The sequence below is a fragment of the Mycobacterium europaeum genome (assembly GCF_002102155.1).
GTDB lineage: Bacteria > Actinomycetota > Actinomycetes > Mycobacteriales > Mycobacteriaceae > Mycobacterium > Mycobacterium europaeum.
Genome location: NZ_LQOU01000066.1, coordinates 1 through 17200, shown reverse-complemented (window position 1 = coordinate 17200; position 17200 = coordinate 1). Strand labels below are relative to the sequence as shown.

Genomic DNA, 17200 nt, shown 5'->3' with positions numbered 1-17200 from the left:
GTCCCCGAGCCGCCCGCGCCCCCCGAGACGCCGGCGGCCCCGGAGATCGAGGCCATCGCGCCGCCCGAAGGCCGGCTGGAGCGGCTGCGCGGCCGCCTGGCCAGGTCGCAGAACGCGCTGGGACGCAGCGTGCTGGGGCTGATCGGCGGCGGCGATCTCGACGAGGACGCCTGGCAGGACGTGGAGGACACCCTGCTGGTCGCCGACCTGGGCCCGGTGGTCACCGATTCGGTGATGTCGCAGCTGCGCAGCCGCCTGGCCGGCGGCGCCGTGCGCACCGAGGCCGACGCGAAGGCCGTTCTGCGCGACGTCCTCATCCGGGAGCTGCACCCCGACATGGACCGCTCGATCCGCGCCCTGCCGCACGCCGATCACCCGTCGGTGCTGCTGGTGGTCGGCGTCAACGGCACCGGCAAGACGACGACGGTCGGCAAGCTGGCGCGGGTGCTGGTGGCCGACGGGCGGCGTGTCGTGCTCGGCGCCGCCGACACCTTCCGGGCCGCCGCCGCCGATCAGCTGCAGACCTGGGCGTCGCGGGTGGGCGCGGAGGTGGTGCGCGGAGCCGAAGGCGCCGACCCCGCGTCGGTGGCGTTCGACGCCGTCGACAAGGGCATCGCCTCGGGCGCCGACGTGGTGCTCATCGACACCGCGGGCCGGCTGCACACCAAGGTCGGGCTGATGGACGAGCTCGACAAGGTCAAGCGCGTGGTAACCCGCCGCGCCGCGGTCGACGAGGTGCTGCTGGTGCTCGACGCCACCATCGGGCAGAACGGGCTCGCTCAGGCGCGGGTGTTCGCCGAGGTCGTCGAGATCACCGGCGTCGTGCTGACCAAGTTGGACGGTACTGCCAAGGGCGGCATCGTATTCCGCGTCCAACAGGAGCTCGGGGTGCCCGTGAAACTGGTCGGGCTCGGGGAAGGTCCCGACGACCTGGCGCCGTTCGAGCCGGCCGCCTTCGTCGACGCCCTGCTGGGCTGAAAGCCCTTACACGCCGCGCGCGACGTTAATCCGCGCGAAACACGGTGGCTCCACCGCGGAAACAACCATTGCGCAAGGTTCTGGATCAGGTCACAGGCGTCGCCTGACGGCCATTCATGTCCGACCGGAGGTGAGCGAGTGGCATTCCCGCAATTGGGCCAACCCGATACCGGCGATACCGCCTGGATGTTGGCGAGTTCCGCGCTTGTGCTGTTGATGACGCCGGGCCTTGCGTTCTTCTACGGCGGCATGGTGCGCACCAGAAGCGTGCTCAACATGATCATGATGAGCATCAGCGCGATGGGCGTGGTCACCGTGCTCTGGGTGCTCTACGGCTACTCGATGTCGTTCGGCGACGACCGGGGCGGCGTCGTGGGCAATCCGACCGACTACTGGGGCCTGGCGAAGCTGATCGGCGGCAACGCCGTCAAGGCCGACCCGAGCAAGGGCGTCACGCAGGTCGACATCCCACTGGCCGGCACCATGCCCGCCACCGTGTTCGTGGCCTTCCAGCTGATGTTCGCGATCATCACCGTCGCGCTGATCTCCGGGGCGGTCGCCGACCGGCTCAAGTTCACCGCGTGGCTGGTGTTCTCCGGGCTGTGGGCGACGCTGGTCTACTTCCCGGTCGCGCACTGGGTGTTCGCCGCCGACGGCTTCGCCTCCGAGCACGGCGGGTGGATCAACAACAAGCTGCACGCCATCGACTTCGCCGGCGGGACAGCGGTCCACATCAACTCCGGTGTGGCGGGCCTGGCCCTGGCGATCGTCCTGGGCAAGCGCCGCGGCTGGCCGACGACGCTGTTCCGGCCGCACAACCTGCCATTCGTCATGCTCGGCGCCGGCCTGCTGTGGTTCGGCTGGTTCGGGTTCAACGCCGGTTCGGCGACCAGCTCCAACGGGTCGGCCGGTACCACCTTCATGACCACCACCATCGCGACCGCCACGGCCATGCTGGCGTGGTTGCTCACCGAGCGCATCCGCGACGGCAAGCCCACGACGCTGGGGGCGGCGTCGGGCATCGTCGCCGGACTGGTCGCGATCACGCCGTCCTGCTCGTCGGTCAACGTGCTGGGCGCCCTGGCGGTCGGCGCGGTGGCCGGGGTGGTGTGCGCGCTGGCCGTCGGGCTGAAGTTCAAGTTCGGCTACGACGACTCGCTCGACGTGGTCGGGGTGCACATGATCGGTGGTTTGACGGGCACCCTGCTGGTGGGTCTGCTCGCCGCACCCGAGTCGCCGGCGATCAACGGCGTGGCCGGGGTGTCCAAGGGATTGTTCTACGGCGGCGGCTGGGCCCAACTCGAGCGCCAGGCGGTCGGCGCGTTCGCGGTACTGTTCTACTCCGGGATCGTCACGCTGATCCTGGCGTTGATCCTGAAGTACACGATCGGGTTGCGGGTCGGCGCCGAAGAAGAATCAACCGGTATCGACGAGTCCGAGCACGCGGAGAGCGGTTACGATTTCGGAACGATCGGTGGACAAGGTTCCGTCCTTCCGGTAGCGCGGACTCCCGTGGATGACCGCAACGGTCTACAGGAGGCTCGAGTGGGCGACAAGGTGGAGGCAGAGCAGGCATGAAGCTAGTCACCGCAATAGTGAAGCCGTTCACCCTCGATGACGTGAAGACCAGCCTCGAGGACGCGGGCGTCCTGGGGATGACGGTCAGCGAAATCCAGGGATACGGGCGGCAGAAGGGCCACACCGAGGTTTACCGGGGGGCTGAATACTCGGTGGATTTCGTGCCGAAGGTGCGAATCGAGGTCGTGGTCGACGATTCCATCGTGGACAAGGTCGTGGACAGCATCGTCCGGGCGGCGCGCACCGGCAAGATCGGTGACGGCAAGGTCTGGGTCACCCCCGTGGAAACCATTGTGCGAGTACGCACGGGTGAACGCGGAACCGATGCCCTCTGAGGCCAGCCGCACATTGCTGAAGCAGGCCGGACGGGCCGGGAGGGTATGACAAACCCACCCGGCCCGTCCGGGTCATCTGGAGCGGGCGCTCAAAGCGACGGCGGCGCAAGCGATCTGGCTGCCGCGCGGCGCCGTCTGTTGTCCGAGGGAAGTCATCTCGGCGCGGCCGAGCTGCGCAAAGCCTGGCTGGAACTGCACGAGTCCTGGCTGGCCGCCAAGGCCGGCGAGATCGGCATCGCCGACGGCAGCGGTTTCGCGATCGTCGGCGTGGGCGGCTTGGGCCGCCGCGAGCTGCTGCCGTATTCCGATCTGGACCTGATGCTGTTGCACGACAACAAGTCCGACGAGGTGCTGCAGCGGGTCGCCGACGGGCTGTGGTATCCGCTGTGGGACGCCAACGTTCGCCTCGACCACAGCGTGCGCACCGTGTCGGGGGCCCTCGGCGTCGCCAACAGCGACATGGTGGCCGCGCTGGGCATGCTGGACGCGCGGCACATCGCCGGGGACGAGCGGCTGTCGGCCGAACTCATCGACGGGGCGCGACGCCAGTGGCGCAGCGCGATCCGATCCCGCATGGACGAGCTCGTCGCGTTGACATACGAACGCTGGCAACGGTGTTGGCGCATCGCGCAGCGGGCCGAGCCGGACCTGAAGTCGGGGCGCGGCGGCCTGCGCGACGTCCAACTGCTCGACGCGCTGGGCGTCGCGCAGCTCATCGACCGCCATGGCATGGGCCATCCCGACGCGCCGGGCGGCTCGCTGGACGCCGCGTACCTCACGCTGCTCGACGTCCGCACCGAACTGCACCGGGTATCCAAACGCGGACTCGATCAACTGCTGGCGCAGTTTGCCGACGAGGTCAGCGCCGCGCTGGGCGTCGGGGACCGATTCGCCTTGTCCCGCATGCTCTCCAGCGTCAGCCGGACCATCGCCTACCACGCCGAGACCGGCCTGCGGACCGCCCAGAACGCGCTGCCCCGGCGCGGCCTCACCGCCCTGGTGCGGCGCCCGAAACGTCGGCCACTGGACGAGGGCGTGGTGGAGTACGACGGCGAGGTGGTCCTCGCCCGCGACGCGCAGCCCCAGGCCGACCCCGGGTTAGTGCTGCGCGTGGCGGCCGCGTCGGCGGACACGGGCCTGCCCATCGGCGCCGGCACCCTCAAACGGCTGGCCGACAGCGCCGGAGACCTGCCGTCGCCGTGGCCGCGGGAGGCGCTGGACGACCTGCTGGTGGTGCTCCTGGCCGGGCCCACGACGGTGAACACGATCGAGTCGCTGGACCGCACCGGCCTCTGGGGCCGGATCTTCCCGGAGTGGGACGCCGTCCGCGACCTGCCGCCGCGCGACGTCTCGCACAAGTGGACCGTCGATCGTCACATCGTCGAAACGGCCGTCAACGCGGCCCCGCTCACCACCCGCGTGGCGCGCTCGGACCTGCTCGCGCTCGGTGCGCTGCTGCACGACATCGGCAAGGGGCGCGGCACCGACCACTGTGTGCTGGGCGCGGAACTGACGATCCCGATCGCCAACAGGCTGGGGTTGTCGGCGCAGGACGCCGACACGCTCGCGGGCATGGTCCGCCACCACCTGCTGCTGCCGATCACCGCCACCCGAAGTGACCTCAACGATTCCAAGACCATCGAGTCCGTCGCCGAGGCCCTGCACGGCGACCCGCAACTCCTCGAGCTCCTGCACGCGCTGGCTGAGGCGGACTCGAAGGCCACCGGGCCGGGGGTGTGGAGCGACTGGAAGGCCTCGCTGATCGAGGACCTGGTCCGCCGCTGCCGGCTGGTGATGGCCGGGGAGCCGCTTCCCGAAGCCGAACCCATTGCGCCGCATTACGTTTCGCTGGCCGCCGACCGCGGCGTGCACGTGGAGATCCGCCCCGGCGACCGGGAGCGGCTGACCGCGGTGATGCTGGCGCCGGACCAGCGTGGGCTGGTGTCGAAAGCCGCCGCGGTGCTGGCGCTGAACTCGCTGCGCATCCACTCGGCGCTGGCCAACATTCACGAGGGTGTCGCCATCGTCGAGTTCGTCGTGTCGCCCGTGTTCGGCTCGCCGCCCGAATCAGGCCTGCTGCGTCAGCAATTCAACGGCGCCCTCGCCGGCGACCTCGACGTCCTCGGCACGCTGGAGCGGCGCGACACCGACGCCATCAGCGCGGCGACCGCGCGGGCCGGCGAGATTCAGGCCGGGGTGCCCGTCACCCGGTCGACCGCTCCGCCGCGCATCCTGTGGCTGGAGACGTCGACCGCCGGGCAGTTGATCTTCGAGGTCCGCGCGATGGATCGCCTGGGTCTGCTCGCGCTGCTGACGAGCGCGCTGGAACGCGCGGACGCGGACATCGCCTGGGCCAAGGTCAACACGTTCGGCTCGACGGCGGCCGACGTCTTCTGCGTGACGGTGCCGGCGCACGCCGAGCACGGGGCGCGGGCCGCGATCGAACAAAACCTGCTGGCCGTGCTGGGCGGCCCCGCGGTGGAAGTGCTCGAGGAGCCCGTCGGAGACTAGGTGGCTCAGGAGTGCTCGACGTTGAGCTGTCGCAGCGCTTCGATGCGGGCCTGGATCTGCTCGCGGGTGGCGGCGGCGATCGGCGGCCCTCCGCAGCGCCGGCGAAGTTCGCTGTGGATCCAGCCGTGCGGCTTGCCGGTGCGGTGGTGGGTGGCCGACACCAGGGTGTTGAGCTCGCGGCGCAGCTCGCGCAGCTGGCCGTGCATCGACGGCGGCGCCGACACCGGGGCCGGCACCCCCTGCGCGGCCCGTCGCTGGAGTTGCTCGTCCTGGCGGCGGTGCAGCAGCGCCCGCATCTGATCGGCGTCCAGGAGTCCCGGGATGCCCAGGTAGTCGGCCTCCTCGTCGCTTCCGGCGGGGGCGGCGGTGCCGAACGACGACCCGTCGAAGATGACCTGATCCAGCTCCGCGTCGGCGCCCAGCGAGGTGAAGCCGTTGTCGATCTCGGTCTTCTCGGTCTGCGTCCGGACGGCGGGGTCACCGTCGAGGGGATCGTCGTCCGGGCGGTGCGGCTCCCCGAGCACGTGGTTGCGCTGGGCCTCCAGCTCGCTGGCGAGCTGCAGCAGGTTGGGCACCGAGGGCAGGAAGATGCTCGCGGTCTCCCCGGGCCGGCGCGACCGCACGAACCGGCCGATGGCCTGCGCGAAGAACAGGGGAGTCGAGGCGCTGGTGGCGTAGATGCCGACGGCGAGCCGGGGCACGTCGACGCCTTCGGAGACCATCCGCACCGCGACCAGCCACCGGCTGGTGCTCGCGGCGAATTCGCTGATGCGCGCGGACGATCCGGGATCGTCGGACAGCACCACCGTCGGCTCCTCGCCGGTCAGCCTGGTCAGCAGGGCGGCGTAGGCGCGGGCCGCGGTGCGGTCGGAGGCGATGATCATGCCGCCGGCGTCGGGCACGTGCGCGCGCTTCTGGCGCAGGCGCTGGTCGGCGGCCGCGATGACCGCGGGCATCCACTCGCCGGCGGGGTCGAGCGCGGTCCGCCAGGCCCGCGCCGTCTGCTCGGCGGTCAGCGGCTCGCCCAGGCGAGCGGCATGCTCCTCGCCGGCGCCGTCCCGCCAGCGCGCCTCCCCGGAGTAGGCCAGGAACACCACCGGCCGGACCACCCCGTCCGCGAGGGCCTCGGCATAGCCGTAGGTGTGGTCGGCCCGCGAACGCCGCACCCCGTCGGAGCCCGCCTCGTAGTCCACGAACGGGATGGGGCTGTCGTCGCTGCGAAAGGGCGTGCCCGTCAGGGCGAGCCGGCGGGTGGCGTCGCCGAAGGCCTCGCGGATGGCGTCCCCCCACGTCTTGGCGTCGCCGCCGTGGTGAATCTCGTCGAAGACGACCAGGGTCTTGCGCTGCTCGGTACGCACCCGGTGCAGCGTGGGGTGCGCGGCGACCTGCGCGTAGGTGACCATCACGCCGTGGTATTCGCCCGACGTGCGGGCGCTGGTGTTGGAGAACTTCGGGTCCAGGGCGATGCCGTGCCGCGCCGCGGCCTGCGCCCACTGCACCTTGAGGTGCTCGGTGGGCACCACGACCGTGATCTGCTCGACGGCGCGCTGGCTCAGCAGTTCGGCGGCGACCCGCAGGGCGAACGTCGTCTTGCCCGATCCCGGGGTGGCCACGGCCAGGAAATCACGCGGCTGGCCGGCCAGGTATTTCACCAACGCCCGGCGCTGCCAGCCGCGCAGCGCCCGGCCGCCGCCGTCGACGGAGGACTCCGTGCGAGCGACCGGTTGCACGGACATTTCCCCCCGTAGTTGCAGTTGTCGACGCGGACGGCCCCGGTTAAGTGGCGGACGTGAAATGTAGCACGCCAACGCTTTTCGGCGCAGTAACGACTCGAGCGCGGTTAGCGCGGTTCGCCTGCCAGGTCGTGGGTTTCCAGCCAGGCGTGGATGCGTTCGGCGACGTCAGCCCATCCCGGCTCGAGCATCATGTTGTGGCCCATCGAGAAGAACTCCGGTTGCGTCCGGTAGGCGCGCGCGGTGGCGCGCACGTCGCCGACGCTGACGAAGCCGTCGTGCTCGGCGCCGAGGACCAAGATCGGCGTGGTCACCCGCCGGGTCCGGACGCGGCGGACCATCGGGTCGGTCATGGCGGCGCGCACGCTTTCGGCCCCGGCGCGCCGCATGCAGGATTCGACGATGGCCTCGGGCGTGTCGGCGCAGAACAGGTACTCGCGGGTGAGCGCCGGGGTGGCGAGGAACTTCAGCAGCGTGCGGTCGGTCCAGGCCTCCATGGTCATCGACGGCCGGCGGCGCCAGACGCGCACCGCCAACCTCAGCACGCCCTGCGGCGGGACGGAGCCCACCAGCACGGCCGCCGGGGCGCGGCGGTCTTCGAGGTAGCGCTGGATCACGAAGCCACCCAGGGAGTGGCCTATGAGAACGGGGCCGCCCAGGTCGTCGGCCACCGAGCGGACATCCTCGATGTAGTCGGCGATGGAAACCTTGTGCAACGGCTTCGCCGTCGGGCTGGCGCCGTGCCCGCGCAGGCTCACCGCGACGGCGCGGTAGCCGGCGTCGGCGAAGAAGTCCAGGAAGTGCTCCCAACACCACGCGCCGTGCCAGCCGCCGTGCACGAAGAGCAGCGGAACCGGATGGTCCCGGCTGCAGGACCCCCTGTCGATCACCTCGAGCATGGGACCATTCAAACCCGCTCACCGTCTCGCCGAGACTGCAATGACGCACACCGTCAGCGTGTCGTGTGTGTAGTTGCAGTGTCGCGGCCGGCGGCCGGGGCCGCTCGCCGGACACCGAGCATTGCGACCGGTCCCGGGGTGTCGTCGCAGACGGTTATGTGTCGCGGGGCACCGCGCCCCGCGGCGCGGGACGCGCGCTGACCACTAGGCTGGCGGGGTGTTTGAATCGCTGTCCGACCGGTTGACCGGTGCCCTTCAGGGACTACGCGGCAAGGGTCGTCTGACCGACGCCGACATCGAGGCCACCACCCGCGAGATCCGGCTGGCGCTGCTGGAAGCCGACGTGTCGTTGCCCGTGGTGCGGGCGTTCGTCACCCGGATCAAGGACCGCGCCCGGGGCGCCGAGGTCTCGGGTGCCCTCAACCCGGCGCAGCAGGTCGTCAAGATCGTCAACGAGGAACTGATCGGCATTCTGGGCGGGGAGACCCGCCAGCTGGCCTTCGCCAAGACCCCGCCGACCGTGATCATGCTCGCCGGCCTGCAGGGTTCCGGTAAGACGTCGCTGGCCGGCAAGCTGGCCGCCTGGCTGCGCGGCCAGGGGCACACCCCGCTGCTGGTGGCGTGTGACCTGCAGCGGCCGGCCGCCGTCAACCAGCTGCAAGTCGTCGGCGAGCGCGCCGGCGTCCCGGTGTTCGCGCCCCACCCCGGCGAGTCCCCCGAATCGGGGCCCGGAGACCCGGTCGCGGTGGCGGCGGCGGGGCTCGCCGAGGCCCGTGCCAAGCACCACGACGTCGTCATCGTCGACACCGCCGGCCGGTTGGGCATCGACGACGAGCTGATGGCGCAGGCCGCGGCCATCCGCGACGCCGTCAACCCCGACGAAGTTCTGTTCGTCCTGGACGCGATGATCGGCCAGGACGCCGTCACCACCGCGGAGGCGTTCCGCGAGGGCGTCGGCTTCACCGGGGTGGTGCTGACCAAGCTCGACGGCGACGCCCGCGGCGGCGCCGCGCTGTCGGTCCGCGAGGTGACCGGCGTCCCAATCCTTTTCGCCTCCACCGGCGAGAAGCTGGAGGACTTCGACGTCTTCCACCCCGACCGGATGGCCGGCCGCATCCTGGGCATGGGCGACGTGCTGAGCCTGATCGAACAGGCCGAGCAGGTCTTCGACGCCCAGCAGGCCGAGGCCGCCGCCGCCAAGATCGGCACCGGCGAGCTGACGCTGGAGGACTTCCTCGAGCAGATGCTCGCCATCCGCAAGATGGGCCCGATCGGGAACCTGCTCGGCATGCTGCCCGGGGCCGGGCAGATGAAGGACGCGCTGGCCCAGGTCGACGACAAACAGCTCGACCGGCTGCAGGCCATCATCCGCGGCATGACGCCCGCAGAACGGGCCGACCCGAAGATCATCAACGCGTCGCGGCGGCTGCGCATCGCCAACGGCTCTGGCGTGACCGTGTCAGAGGTCAACCAGCTGGTCGACCGCTTCTTCGAGGCCCGCAAGATGATGTCGTCGATGCTGGGCGGCATGGGCATCCCGGGCATGGGCCGCAAGTCCGCGACCCGGAAAGCCAAGGGCGGCAAGGGTAAGAAGGGCAAGAAGGGCGGACGGGGCCCGACGCCGCCCAAGGGCAGGAACCCGCTCATGCAGGGCATGCCCGGCATGCCGGCCGGGTTCCCCGACCTGTCGCAGATGCCCGAGGGCCTCAACGAGCTGCCGCCCGGGCTGGCTGACTTCGACCTGTCCAAACTCAAGTTCCCAGGCAAGCCGTGACGATCGGGAGCGCGGCGGGGCCGGGCGAAGCGGGTCGTCACCATCGGACGGTGACGATCGGGAGCGCGGCGGGGCCGGGCGAAGCGGGTCGTCACCATCGGACCGGACGGAAGTAACCCGCCGTGCGCATGCACGTGCGCGGTGTGGGGCTGCCCGACGAGACGCCAACCGAACTGTGGATCGTCGACGGCCGCATCAGCACGGAGCCCGTCGCCGGGGCCGACACCGTCTTCGATGGCGGCTGGATCATCCCCGGACTGGTCGACGCCCACTGCCACGTCGGCCTCGGGAACGGCGGCGAGATCCCGCTCGAGGAGGCGGTCGCGCAGGCCGAGACCGAGCGCGACGTCGGGGCGCTGCTGCTGCGTGATTGCGGCTCACCGACCGACACCCGCAGCCTCGACGACCGCGACGACCTGCCCCGCATCATCCGCGCCGGAAAACATCTGGCCAGGCCCAAGCGCTATGCGGCCGGCTTCTCACGCGAGCTCGAGGACGAGTGGCAACTGCCCGACGCGGTCGCCGAAGAGGCGCGCCGCGGGGACGGCTGGATCAAGCTGGTCGGTGACTGGATCGACCGCGGCGTCGGCGATCTCGCCCCGCTGTGGTCCGATGACGTGCTCAAGGCCGCGATCGAGACCGCACACGCCCATGGCGCCCGCGTCACCGCCCACGTCTTCAGCGAGGACGCGCTGCCCGGGCTGATCAACGCCGGCATCGACTGCATCGAACACGGCACCGGTCTCACCGACGACACCATCGCGTTGATGGTCGAGCGCGGGACGGTCCTGGTGCCCACGCTGGTCAACATCGTCGAGAACTTCCCCGGCATCGCCGACGCCGCGGCGGCGAAGTATCCGGCCTACGCCGCCCACATGCGCGACCTGCACGCCCGTGGGCCGTCGCGGATCGCCGCCGCCCGCGATGCGGGCGTGCCGATCTACGCCGGCAGCGACGCCGGCACCATGGTCGCGCCCGGGCGGATCGCCGACGAGGTGGAGGCGCTCAAGGGCATCGGGATGAGCCCGGCCGAGGCATTGGGGGCGGCGTGCTGGGACGCGCGCCGCTGGCTGGGCCGGCCCGCCCTCGATCACGGCGCGTCGGCCGACCTGTTGTGTTACGCGCAGGACCCGCGGTCGGGCCCGGCCGTGCTGCGCGACCCCGACCTGGTGATCTTGCGGGGCAGGGCGTTTCGCCCGCAGGCGTAGCCGGGCCCCGGGTCGACACGCCCGTGGTCAAAAAGATTGCGAGTGCTTGCTATCTATGTTACGGTCCGTGTCACCACGACGACCGGGAGGCAGAAGTGGCTTACGACGTGATCATCCGCGACGGGCTGTGGTTCGACGGCACCGGCCGCGCGCCGCAGACCCGCACGCTGGGCGTCCGCGACGGCGTGGTAGCCACGGTGTCGGACGGGCCGCTGGACGAGACCGGTTGCCCGGACGTGATCGACGCGGCCGGCAAGTGGGTCCTGCCCGGCTTCATCGACGTGCACACCCACTACGACGCCGAGGTGCTGCTGGACCCGGGCCTGCGGGAGTCGGTGCGCCACGGTGTCACGACGGTGTTGCTGGGCAACTGCTCGTTGTCGACGGTCTACGCCTCCTCCGAGGACGCCGCCGACCTCTTCAGCCGGGTCGAGGCGGTGCCGCGCGAATACGTTTACGGCGCCTTGAACGCCAGCAAGACGTGGTCCACCCCGGCGGAATACATCAAAGCGCTCGACGCCCTGCCACTCGGCCCGAATGTCGGCTCGCTGCTTGGTCATTCGGACCTGCGGGCCGCCGTGTTGGGGCTCGACCGGGCCACCGACGCCGCCGTCTCGCCCACCGACGCCGAGCTGGAGAAGATGGCGGACCTGCTCGACGACGCGCTGCAAGCCGGGATGCTCGGCATGTCCGGGATGGACGCGGCAATCGACAAGCTCGACGGTGAGCGCTTCCGGTCGCGGGCGCTGCCGTCCACCTTCGCGAGCTGGCGCGAGCGGCGCAAGCTGATCAAGGTGCTGCGCAAGCGCGGCCGCCTGCTGCAGAGCGCCCCGAACGTGGCGAAGCCGTCGACCGGGATGCTGTTCTTCCTGGCTAGCAGCCGGATCCTGAACTGGGGCAAGGGCGTTCGCATGAGCATGCTGGTATCGGCCGACGCCAAGTCGATGCCGCTGTCCGTGTACGTGTTCGGCCCCGGGACTCGCCTGCTGAACAAGCTGCTGGGCGCCAGCGTGCGATTCCAGCATCTGCCCGTGCCGTTCGAGTTGTACTCCGACGGAATCGACCTGCCGGTGTTCGAGGAGTTCGGCGCGGGGACGGCCGCCCTGCACCTGCGGGACCAGTTGGAGCGCAACGAGTTACTGGCCGACAAGGAATACCGCCGCAAGTTCCGGCGCGAATTCGACCGCATCAAACTCGGGCCGTCGTTGTGGCACCGCGACTTCCACGACGCCGTCATCGTCGAATGTCCCGACGAGTCGTTGATAGGCAAGAGCTTTGGCGCCATCGCCGACGGGCGCAAGCTGCACCCGCTGGACGCCTTCCTCGACGTGCTCGTCGAAAACGGTGAGCGCAACGTCCGGTGGACGACCGTCGTCGCCAACCATCGGCCCAAGCTGCTCGACGCGCTCGCCAACGAGGGCAGCGTGCACATGGGTTTCTCGGATGCCGGTGCGCACCTGCGCAACATGGCCTTCTACAACTTTCCGGTGAAGCTGCTCAAGCGGGTCCGGGATGCCCACCGGGCCGGTACGCCGTTCATGTCGACCGAGCAGGCGGTGCATCGGCTGACCGGCGAACTGGGGGAGTGGTTCGGCATCGACGCCGGCACCCTGCGCCAGGGCGACCGCGCGGACTTCGTGGTGATCGACCCGGCCGGCCTCAACGACGCGGTCGAGGGCTATTACGAGGACGAGGTGCCGTTCTACGGGGGCCTGCGGCGCATGGTCAACCGCAACGACGACGCCGTCGTCGCGACGGGCGTGGGCGGCGCGGTCGTGTTCCGCGCGGGCCAGTGCGGGGGCCAGTTCAGGGACGGCTACGGCCGGACCGTCAAGTCGGGCCGCTACCTGCGCGCCGGCCAGCGGCACCGGGGCCGCAGCGCCCTCACAATCGGGGCCTGACATGGCGAGAACCCAGCAGCAGCGTCGGGAAGAGACCGTGGGGCGGCTGCTCGACGCCTGCATCGACACCATCATCGAGGTCGGCTACGCACGGGCGTCCGCCGCCGTGATCACCAAGCGCGCGGGCGTCTCGGTGGGCGCCCTGTTCCGGCACTTCGAGACGATGGGCGACTTCATGGCGGCCACGGCGTCGGAGGTGCTGCGTCGCCAGCTCGAGACCTTCACCAAGCGGGTGGCCGAGATACCGCCCGATCGGCCCGCGCTCGAAGCCGCGCTGGCGATCCTGCGCGACCTCACCGCCGCCCCGAGCAACGCCGTGCTCTACGAGCTGCTGGTCGCCGCACGCACCGACGAAAAGCTCAGGGCCACTTTGCAACACGAGCTGCGGCAGTACTCCACCAAGATTCACGACGCCGCCCGCGCGCTGCCCGGGGCCGAGAGCTTCCCCGAGGAGACGTTCCCGGTGCTGGTCGCGGTGCTGACCAACGTGTTCGACGGCGCCGCGGTGGTGGAGGGCGTGCTGCCGCAACCGCAGATCGCCGAGCAACGCATCCCGATGCTGATGACGCTGCTGTCCGCGGCGGCGCCGGGCGCGGGCCTATAGCGAGCCGATGCTGGACTGCGGGCTGAGCGCGAAACCCCAGTCGAACAACGTCGCCGCCTGGTCCCAATAGCTCGGCCCGCCGGCCTTCACCAGCCCGTACATCATGGCGATGACCAGCCGCCGGCCACCGCGGGCGGCCGCGCCGACGAAGGTCTTGCGGGCCGCGTCGGTGAACCCGGTCTTTCCGCCGATCGCGCCGGGATAGCGCTGCAACAGCTCGTCCTGGTTGGTGATCGGGTGATCGCCGTTATCGCCGGGGAACATCGCCGACGGCTCGGCGGTGATCTGGGCGAACACCGGGTTGGTCATCGCGGCGCGGAAGATCACCGCCAGGTCGTGGGCCGTCGAGGCCCCGGACCCGCCGGGGCCGTCCAGCCCGGACGGCGTCGCCGCGTGGGTGTTCGTCGCGCCGAGCGAGGCGGCCTTGGCGTTCATCTTGGCGACCGTGGCGTCGGCGCCGCCCAGCATGTGCGCCAGCGTGTTGGCGGCATCGTTGCCCGACACCAGCAGCAGGCCGTCGAGAAGCTGGCGCGCGGTGTAGGTGCGGCCCGGCTTGACGCCGACGCAGTTGCACTCCACCTGGGTGTCGGCGACATCGGCGACCACGGTGGAATCCAGGCTCACCTGGTCGAGGGTGACCAACGCCAACAGCACCTTGATGGTGCTCGCCGGCGGGTGGGCCACGTTCTGGTCACGTTCGGCCAGCACCTGACCGCTGTCGAGGTCGGCCACGATCCAGGTCTGCGCCGGACCGTCCGGGATCGGTACCGAGCCGACCGGCTGCATGCTGTCGGCCCAGGACGTCGGGGCGGTGGCGCCGATCGCGAGCAGGGCCGCGACGCCGACCCTGAGGGCCATGACCTTGCGCATGGGCCGAAAGTCTAGCTTCCGGGCCTGTTCGGCGACGATTTTCGTCTACTGTCCGATGCATGTTGAGCCTGGCCGAGATTTCCGACCGATTAGAGATCCAGCAGCTGCTGGTGGACTACTCCACCGCCATCGACAACCGCCGCTTCGACGACCTGGACAGGGTGTTCACCGAGGACGCGTACATCGACTACACCGCCCTCGGCGGCATCGAGGGCCGCTATCCCGAGGTCAAGAAGTGGCTGTCGGAGGTGCTGCCGAACTTCCCGGTGTACGCGCACATGCTGGGCAACTTCTCGGTGCGCATCGACGGGGACAAGGCCTCGTCGCGGGTGATCTGCTTCAACCCGATGGTGCTGGGCGGCGACAGGGATCAGGTGCTGTTCTGCGGGCTGTGGTACGACGACGAGTTCGTCCGCACGCCCGAAGGCTGGCGGATGACCCGGCGGGCCGAGGCCAAGGTCTTCCAGAAGGTCATGTAGGCGCGGCGGCTCCGCCGCGATTTCGGGCCGGGCCGCCCGTTCTGGCACAATGGACCGCTGTCCGCCGAGCGATCACGCATCGCTTCGTGGTCAGACACGCGAGGCAAAACCGGATCCGGGCATCCCGCCCGGTTCGCTGAATTGCAGCGTGACCCACACAGGAGAATCCGCTCAACCATGGCTGTGAAGATCAAGCTCACCCGGCTCGGCAAGATCCGCAATCCCCAGTACCGCATCGCCGTCGCCGACGCGCGGACGCGGCGCGACGGTCGCTCCATCGAGGTCATCGGCCGCTACCACCCGAAGGAAGACCCGAGCCTCATCGAGATCAACTCCGAGCGCGCCCAGTACTGGCTGTCCGTGGGGGCCCAGCCCACCGAGCCCGTCCTCAAGCTGCTCAAGATCACCGGCGACTGGCAGAAGTTCAAGGGCCTGCCCGGCGCCGAGGGAAGCCTGAAGGTGGCCCCGCCCAAGCCGAGCAAGCTCGAGCTGTTCAACGCCGCGCTGGCCGAGGCCGAGGGCGGTCCCACCACCGAGGCCGCGAAGCCGAAGAAGAAGGCGCCGGCGAAGAAGGCCGCCAAGGCCGCCGAGCCGGAGGCCGCCGAGCAGGCCGCGCCCGCGGAGGCGGCTGCCGAGGGCGGCGAGCAGGCCGCACCGGGCACCGAAAGCTGACCGGGATGAGCACGGTCGTCGTTGACGCGGTGGAGCATCTGGTCCGCGGAATTGTCGACAACCCCGACGATGTCCGGGTGGACATGGTGACCAGCCGCCGCGGCCGAACTGTCGAGGTCCACGTCCACCCCGACGACCTGGGCAAGGTCATCGGTCGCGGCGGACGCACCGCGACCGCCCTGCGCACCCTGGTCGCCGGCATCGGTGGCCGCGGCATCCGCGTCGACGTGGTGGACACCGACCAGTAGCCGGTGAGGGAACTCCGTTGGAGTTGACCGTCGGGCGCATCGCGAAGGCGCACGGGATCGGCGGCGAGGTCGTCGTCGAGGTCCGCACCGACGACCCCGCAACCCGGTTTGCCCCGGGTAACACCCTGCGCGGCAAGGCCTCCCGCGGTGGCGGGGAACGCGACTTCGTCGTGGAGAGCGCGCGCGAACACGGGGGGCGGCTGCTGGTGCGATTGGCCGGCGTGGCCGACCGTGACGCCGCCGACGCGCTGCGCGGCACCGTGTTCGTCGTCGACTCCGCCGACCTGCCCCCGATCGACGAGCCGGACACCTACTACGACCACCAGCTCGAAGGGCTGCACGTCCGGACCGTCACGGGCCAGGACGTCGGCGTGGTCGCCGAGGTGTTGCACACGGCCGCCGGGGAGTTGCTGGCGGTGCGCCGCGGCGACGGCGGGGAGGTGCTGGTGCCGTTCGTGGGCGCGATCGTCACGTCGGTGTCGCTCGACGATCACGTCGTCGAGATCGATCCCCCCGAGGGCCTGCTGGACCTGGCATGAGGATCGACGTCGTCACCATTTTCCCGGCCTTCCTGGATCCGCTGCGGCAGTCGTTGCCCGGCAGGGCGATTCAGTCCGGCCTGGTCGACCTGCGGGTGCACGACCTGCGCCGGTGGACGCACGACGTGCACCGCTCCGTCGACGACGCGCCCTACGGTGGCGGGCCCGGCATGGTGATGAAGGCGCCGGTGTGGGGCGAGGCGCTGGACGAAATCTGTTCGGAAGAAACCGTTTTGGTCGTCCCCACGCCCGCCGGTGCGTTGTTCACCCAGGCCGACGCCCAGCGCTGGAGCGCCGAGGAACACCTGGTGTTCGCGTGCGGCCGCTACGAGGGCATCGACCAACGGGTCATCGAGGATGCCGCCCGGCGGATGCGGGTCGAGGAAGTCTCGATCGGTGACTACGTGCTGCCGGGCGGCGAGTCGGCCGCGGTGGTGATGATCGAAGCCGTGGTGCGCCTGCTCGAAGGGGTGCTGGGCAACCCGGCGTCGCACCGCGAGGATTCGCACTCGCCGGCCCTGGACCGGCTGCTCGAGGGGCCCAGCTACACCCGGCCGCCGAGCTGGCGCGGGCTCGATGTTCCCGAGGTGTTGTTGTCCGGCGACCACGCGCGCGTCGCCGCATGGCGGCGGGAGGTTTCGCTGCAGCGCACCCGCGAACGGCGCCCGGAGTTGCTGGATCCGGGGCCGGATGCGCGCGGCGACGATGCGCTCCGCGAAGCGGCGAGGGGGCAAGCCGGGCGATCGGACTAGTGTCCTGAGTCATAAATTGCAATCTAGTTGTTAGACTGGGTCGTGCCGACGCCTCATGCCGCCGAGATCGTGCTGTCCGCTGGGGAGCGGGTTGAGCTGGAGGGTTGGGCGCGGCGACG

16 protein-coding genes are annotated in these 17200 nt (G+C 70.4%); 13 read left to right on the top strand and 3 right to left on the bottom strand.

Features of this window, described 5'->3' with window-relative positions:
* The 4 genes from ftsY to AWC03_RS25740 all read left to right on the top strand — a co-directional run.
* Positions 1-978, top strand: a 978-nt coding sequence (gene ftsY / locus AWC03_RS25755) for a signal recognition particle-docking protein FtsY (RefSeq protein ID WP_085243532.1), incomplete at its 5' end; no start/stop codon positions are given.
* A 186-nt stretch (positions 979-1164) separates the two neighbouring features.
* On the top strand, positions 1165-2556 hold the full coding sequence (locus AWC03_RS25750; protein ID WP_085243533.1) for an ammonium transporter: 1392 nt from the start codon (positions 1165-1167) through the stop codon (positions 2554-2556).
* Positions 2553-2891: a nitrogen regulatory protein P-II gene (gene glnB, locus AWC03_RS25745; protein WP_066952569.1), complete on the top strand. Its 339-nt coding sequence runs from the start codon at positions 2553-2555 to the stop codon at positions 2889-2891. Before AWC03_RS25750 ends, glnB begins: the two co-directional genes overlap by 4 nt.
* Before the next feature lie 45 nt (positions 2892-2936).
* Entirely contained in the window at positions 2937-5402 is a 2466-nt protein-coding gene (locus AWC03_RS25740) for a [protein-PII] uridylyltransferase (protein ID WP_085243531.1), read from the top strand.
* A gap of 5 nt (positions 5403-5407) precedes the next feature.
* On the opposite strand, the gene AWC03_RS25735 is transcribed toward AWC03_RS25740, so the two are convergent.
* Complete coding sequence (locus AWC03_RS25735; RefSeq protein WP_085243530.1) at positions 5408-7138, bottom strand: DEAD/DEAH box helicase; 1731 nt, start codon at positions 7136-7138, stop codon at positions 5408-5410.
* A gap of 104 nt (positions 7139-7242) precedes the next feature.
* Complete coding sequence (locus AWC03_RS25730) at positions 7243-8034, bottom strand: alpha/beta hydrolase (protein WP_085243529.1); 792 nt, start codon at positions 8032-8034, stop codon at positions 7243-7245.
* Between the two features lie 217 nt (positions 8035-8251).
* Here AWC03_RS25730 and ffh point away from each other — a divergent pair, with 217 nt between their 5' ends.
* The 4 genes from ffh to AWC03_RS25710 all read left to right on the top strand — a co-directional run bounded on the left by ffh (position 8252) and on the right by AWC03_RS25710 (position 13521).
* Positions 8252-9808, top strand: coding sequence for a signal recognition particle protein (ffh, locus tag AWC03_RS25725; protein ID WP_085243528.1), 1557 nt, complete (start codon positions 8252-8254; stop codon positions 9806-9808).
* 128 nt (positions 9809-9936) lie between these two features.
* Positions 9937-11016 (top strand): metal-dependent hydrolase family protein, encoded by a 1080-nt coding sequence (locus AWC03_RS25720; protein ID WP_142278522.1) that lies wholly within the window; start codon positions 9937-9939, stop codon positions 11014-11016.
* Positions 11017-11051: 35 nt separating this feature from the next.
* Entirely contained in the window at positions 11052-12917 is a 1866-nt protein-coding gene (locus AWC03_RS25715) for an N-acyl-D-amino-acid deacylase family protein (protein WP_420845698.1), read from the top strand.
* A gap of 1 nt (position 12918) precedes the next feature.
* The gene (locus AWC03_RS25710; protein WP_085243525.1) at positions 12919-13521 is read left to right on the top strand and encodes a TetR/AcrR family transcriptional regulator; all 603 of its coding nucleotides are present in this window, start codon (positions 12919-12921) and stop codon (positions 13519-13521) included.
* On the opposite strand, the gene AWC03_RS25705 is transcribed toward AWC03_RS25710, so the two are convergent.
* Positions 13516-14391: a D-alanyl-D-alanine carboxypeptidase family protein gene (locus tag AWC03_RS25705; protein ID WP_085243524.1), complete on the bottom strand. Its 876-nt coding sequence runs from the start codon at positions 14389-14391 to the stop codon at positions 13516-13518. The genes AWC03_RS25710 and AWC03_RS25705 overlap by 6 nt on opposite strands.
* Positions 14392-14450: 59 nt before the next feature.
* On the opposite strand from AWC03_RS25705, the gene AWC03_RS25700 reads away from it, so the two are divergent.
* The 5 genes from AWC03_RS25700 to trmD all read left to right on the top strand — a co-directional run bounded on the left by AWC03_RS25700 (position 14451) and on the right by trmD (position 17081).
* A complete protein-coding gene (locus tag AWC03_RS25700; protein WP_085243523.1) occupies positions 14451-14870 on the top strand; it encodes a nuclear transport factor 2 family protein in 420 nt (139 codons plus the stop codon).
* A gap of 177 nt (positions 14871-15047) precedes the next feature.
* On the top strand, positions 15048-15542 hold the full coding sequence (gene rpsP, locus AWC03_RS25695) for a 30S ribosomal protein S16 (RefSeq protein ID WP_085243522.1): 495 nt from the start codon (positions 15048-15050) through the stop codon (positions 15540-15542).
* Positions 15543-15547: 5 nt separating this feature from the next.
* Complete coding sequence (locus AWC03_RS25690) at positions 15548-15790, top strand: RNA-binding protein (protein WP_003878715.1); 243 nt, start codon at positions 15548-15550, stop codon at positions 15788-15790.
* A 17-nt stretch (positions 15791-15807) separates the two neighbouring features.
* A complete protein-coding gene (gene rimM / locus AWC03_RS25685) occupies positions 15808-16329 on the top strand; it encodes a ribosome maturation factor RimM (RefSeq protein ID WP_085243521.1) in 522 nt (173 codons plus the stop codon).
* A complete protein-coding gene (gene trmD, locus AWC03_RS25680) occupies positions 16326-17081 on the top strand; it encodes a tRNA (guanosine(37)-N1)-methyltransferase TrmD (RefSeq protein ID WP_085243520.1) in 756 nt (251 codons plus the stop codon). The genes rimM and trmD overlap by 4 nt, the downstream gene beginning before the upstream one ends.
* Positions 17082-17200 lie beyond the last annotated feature (119 nt).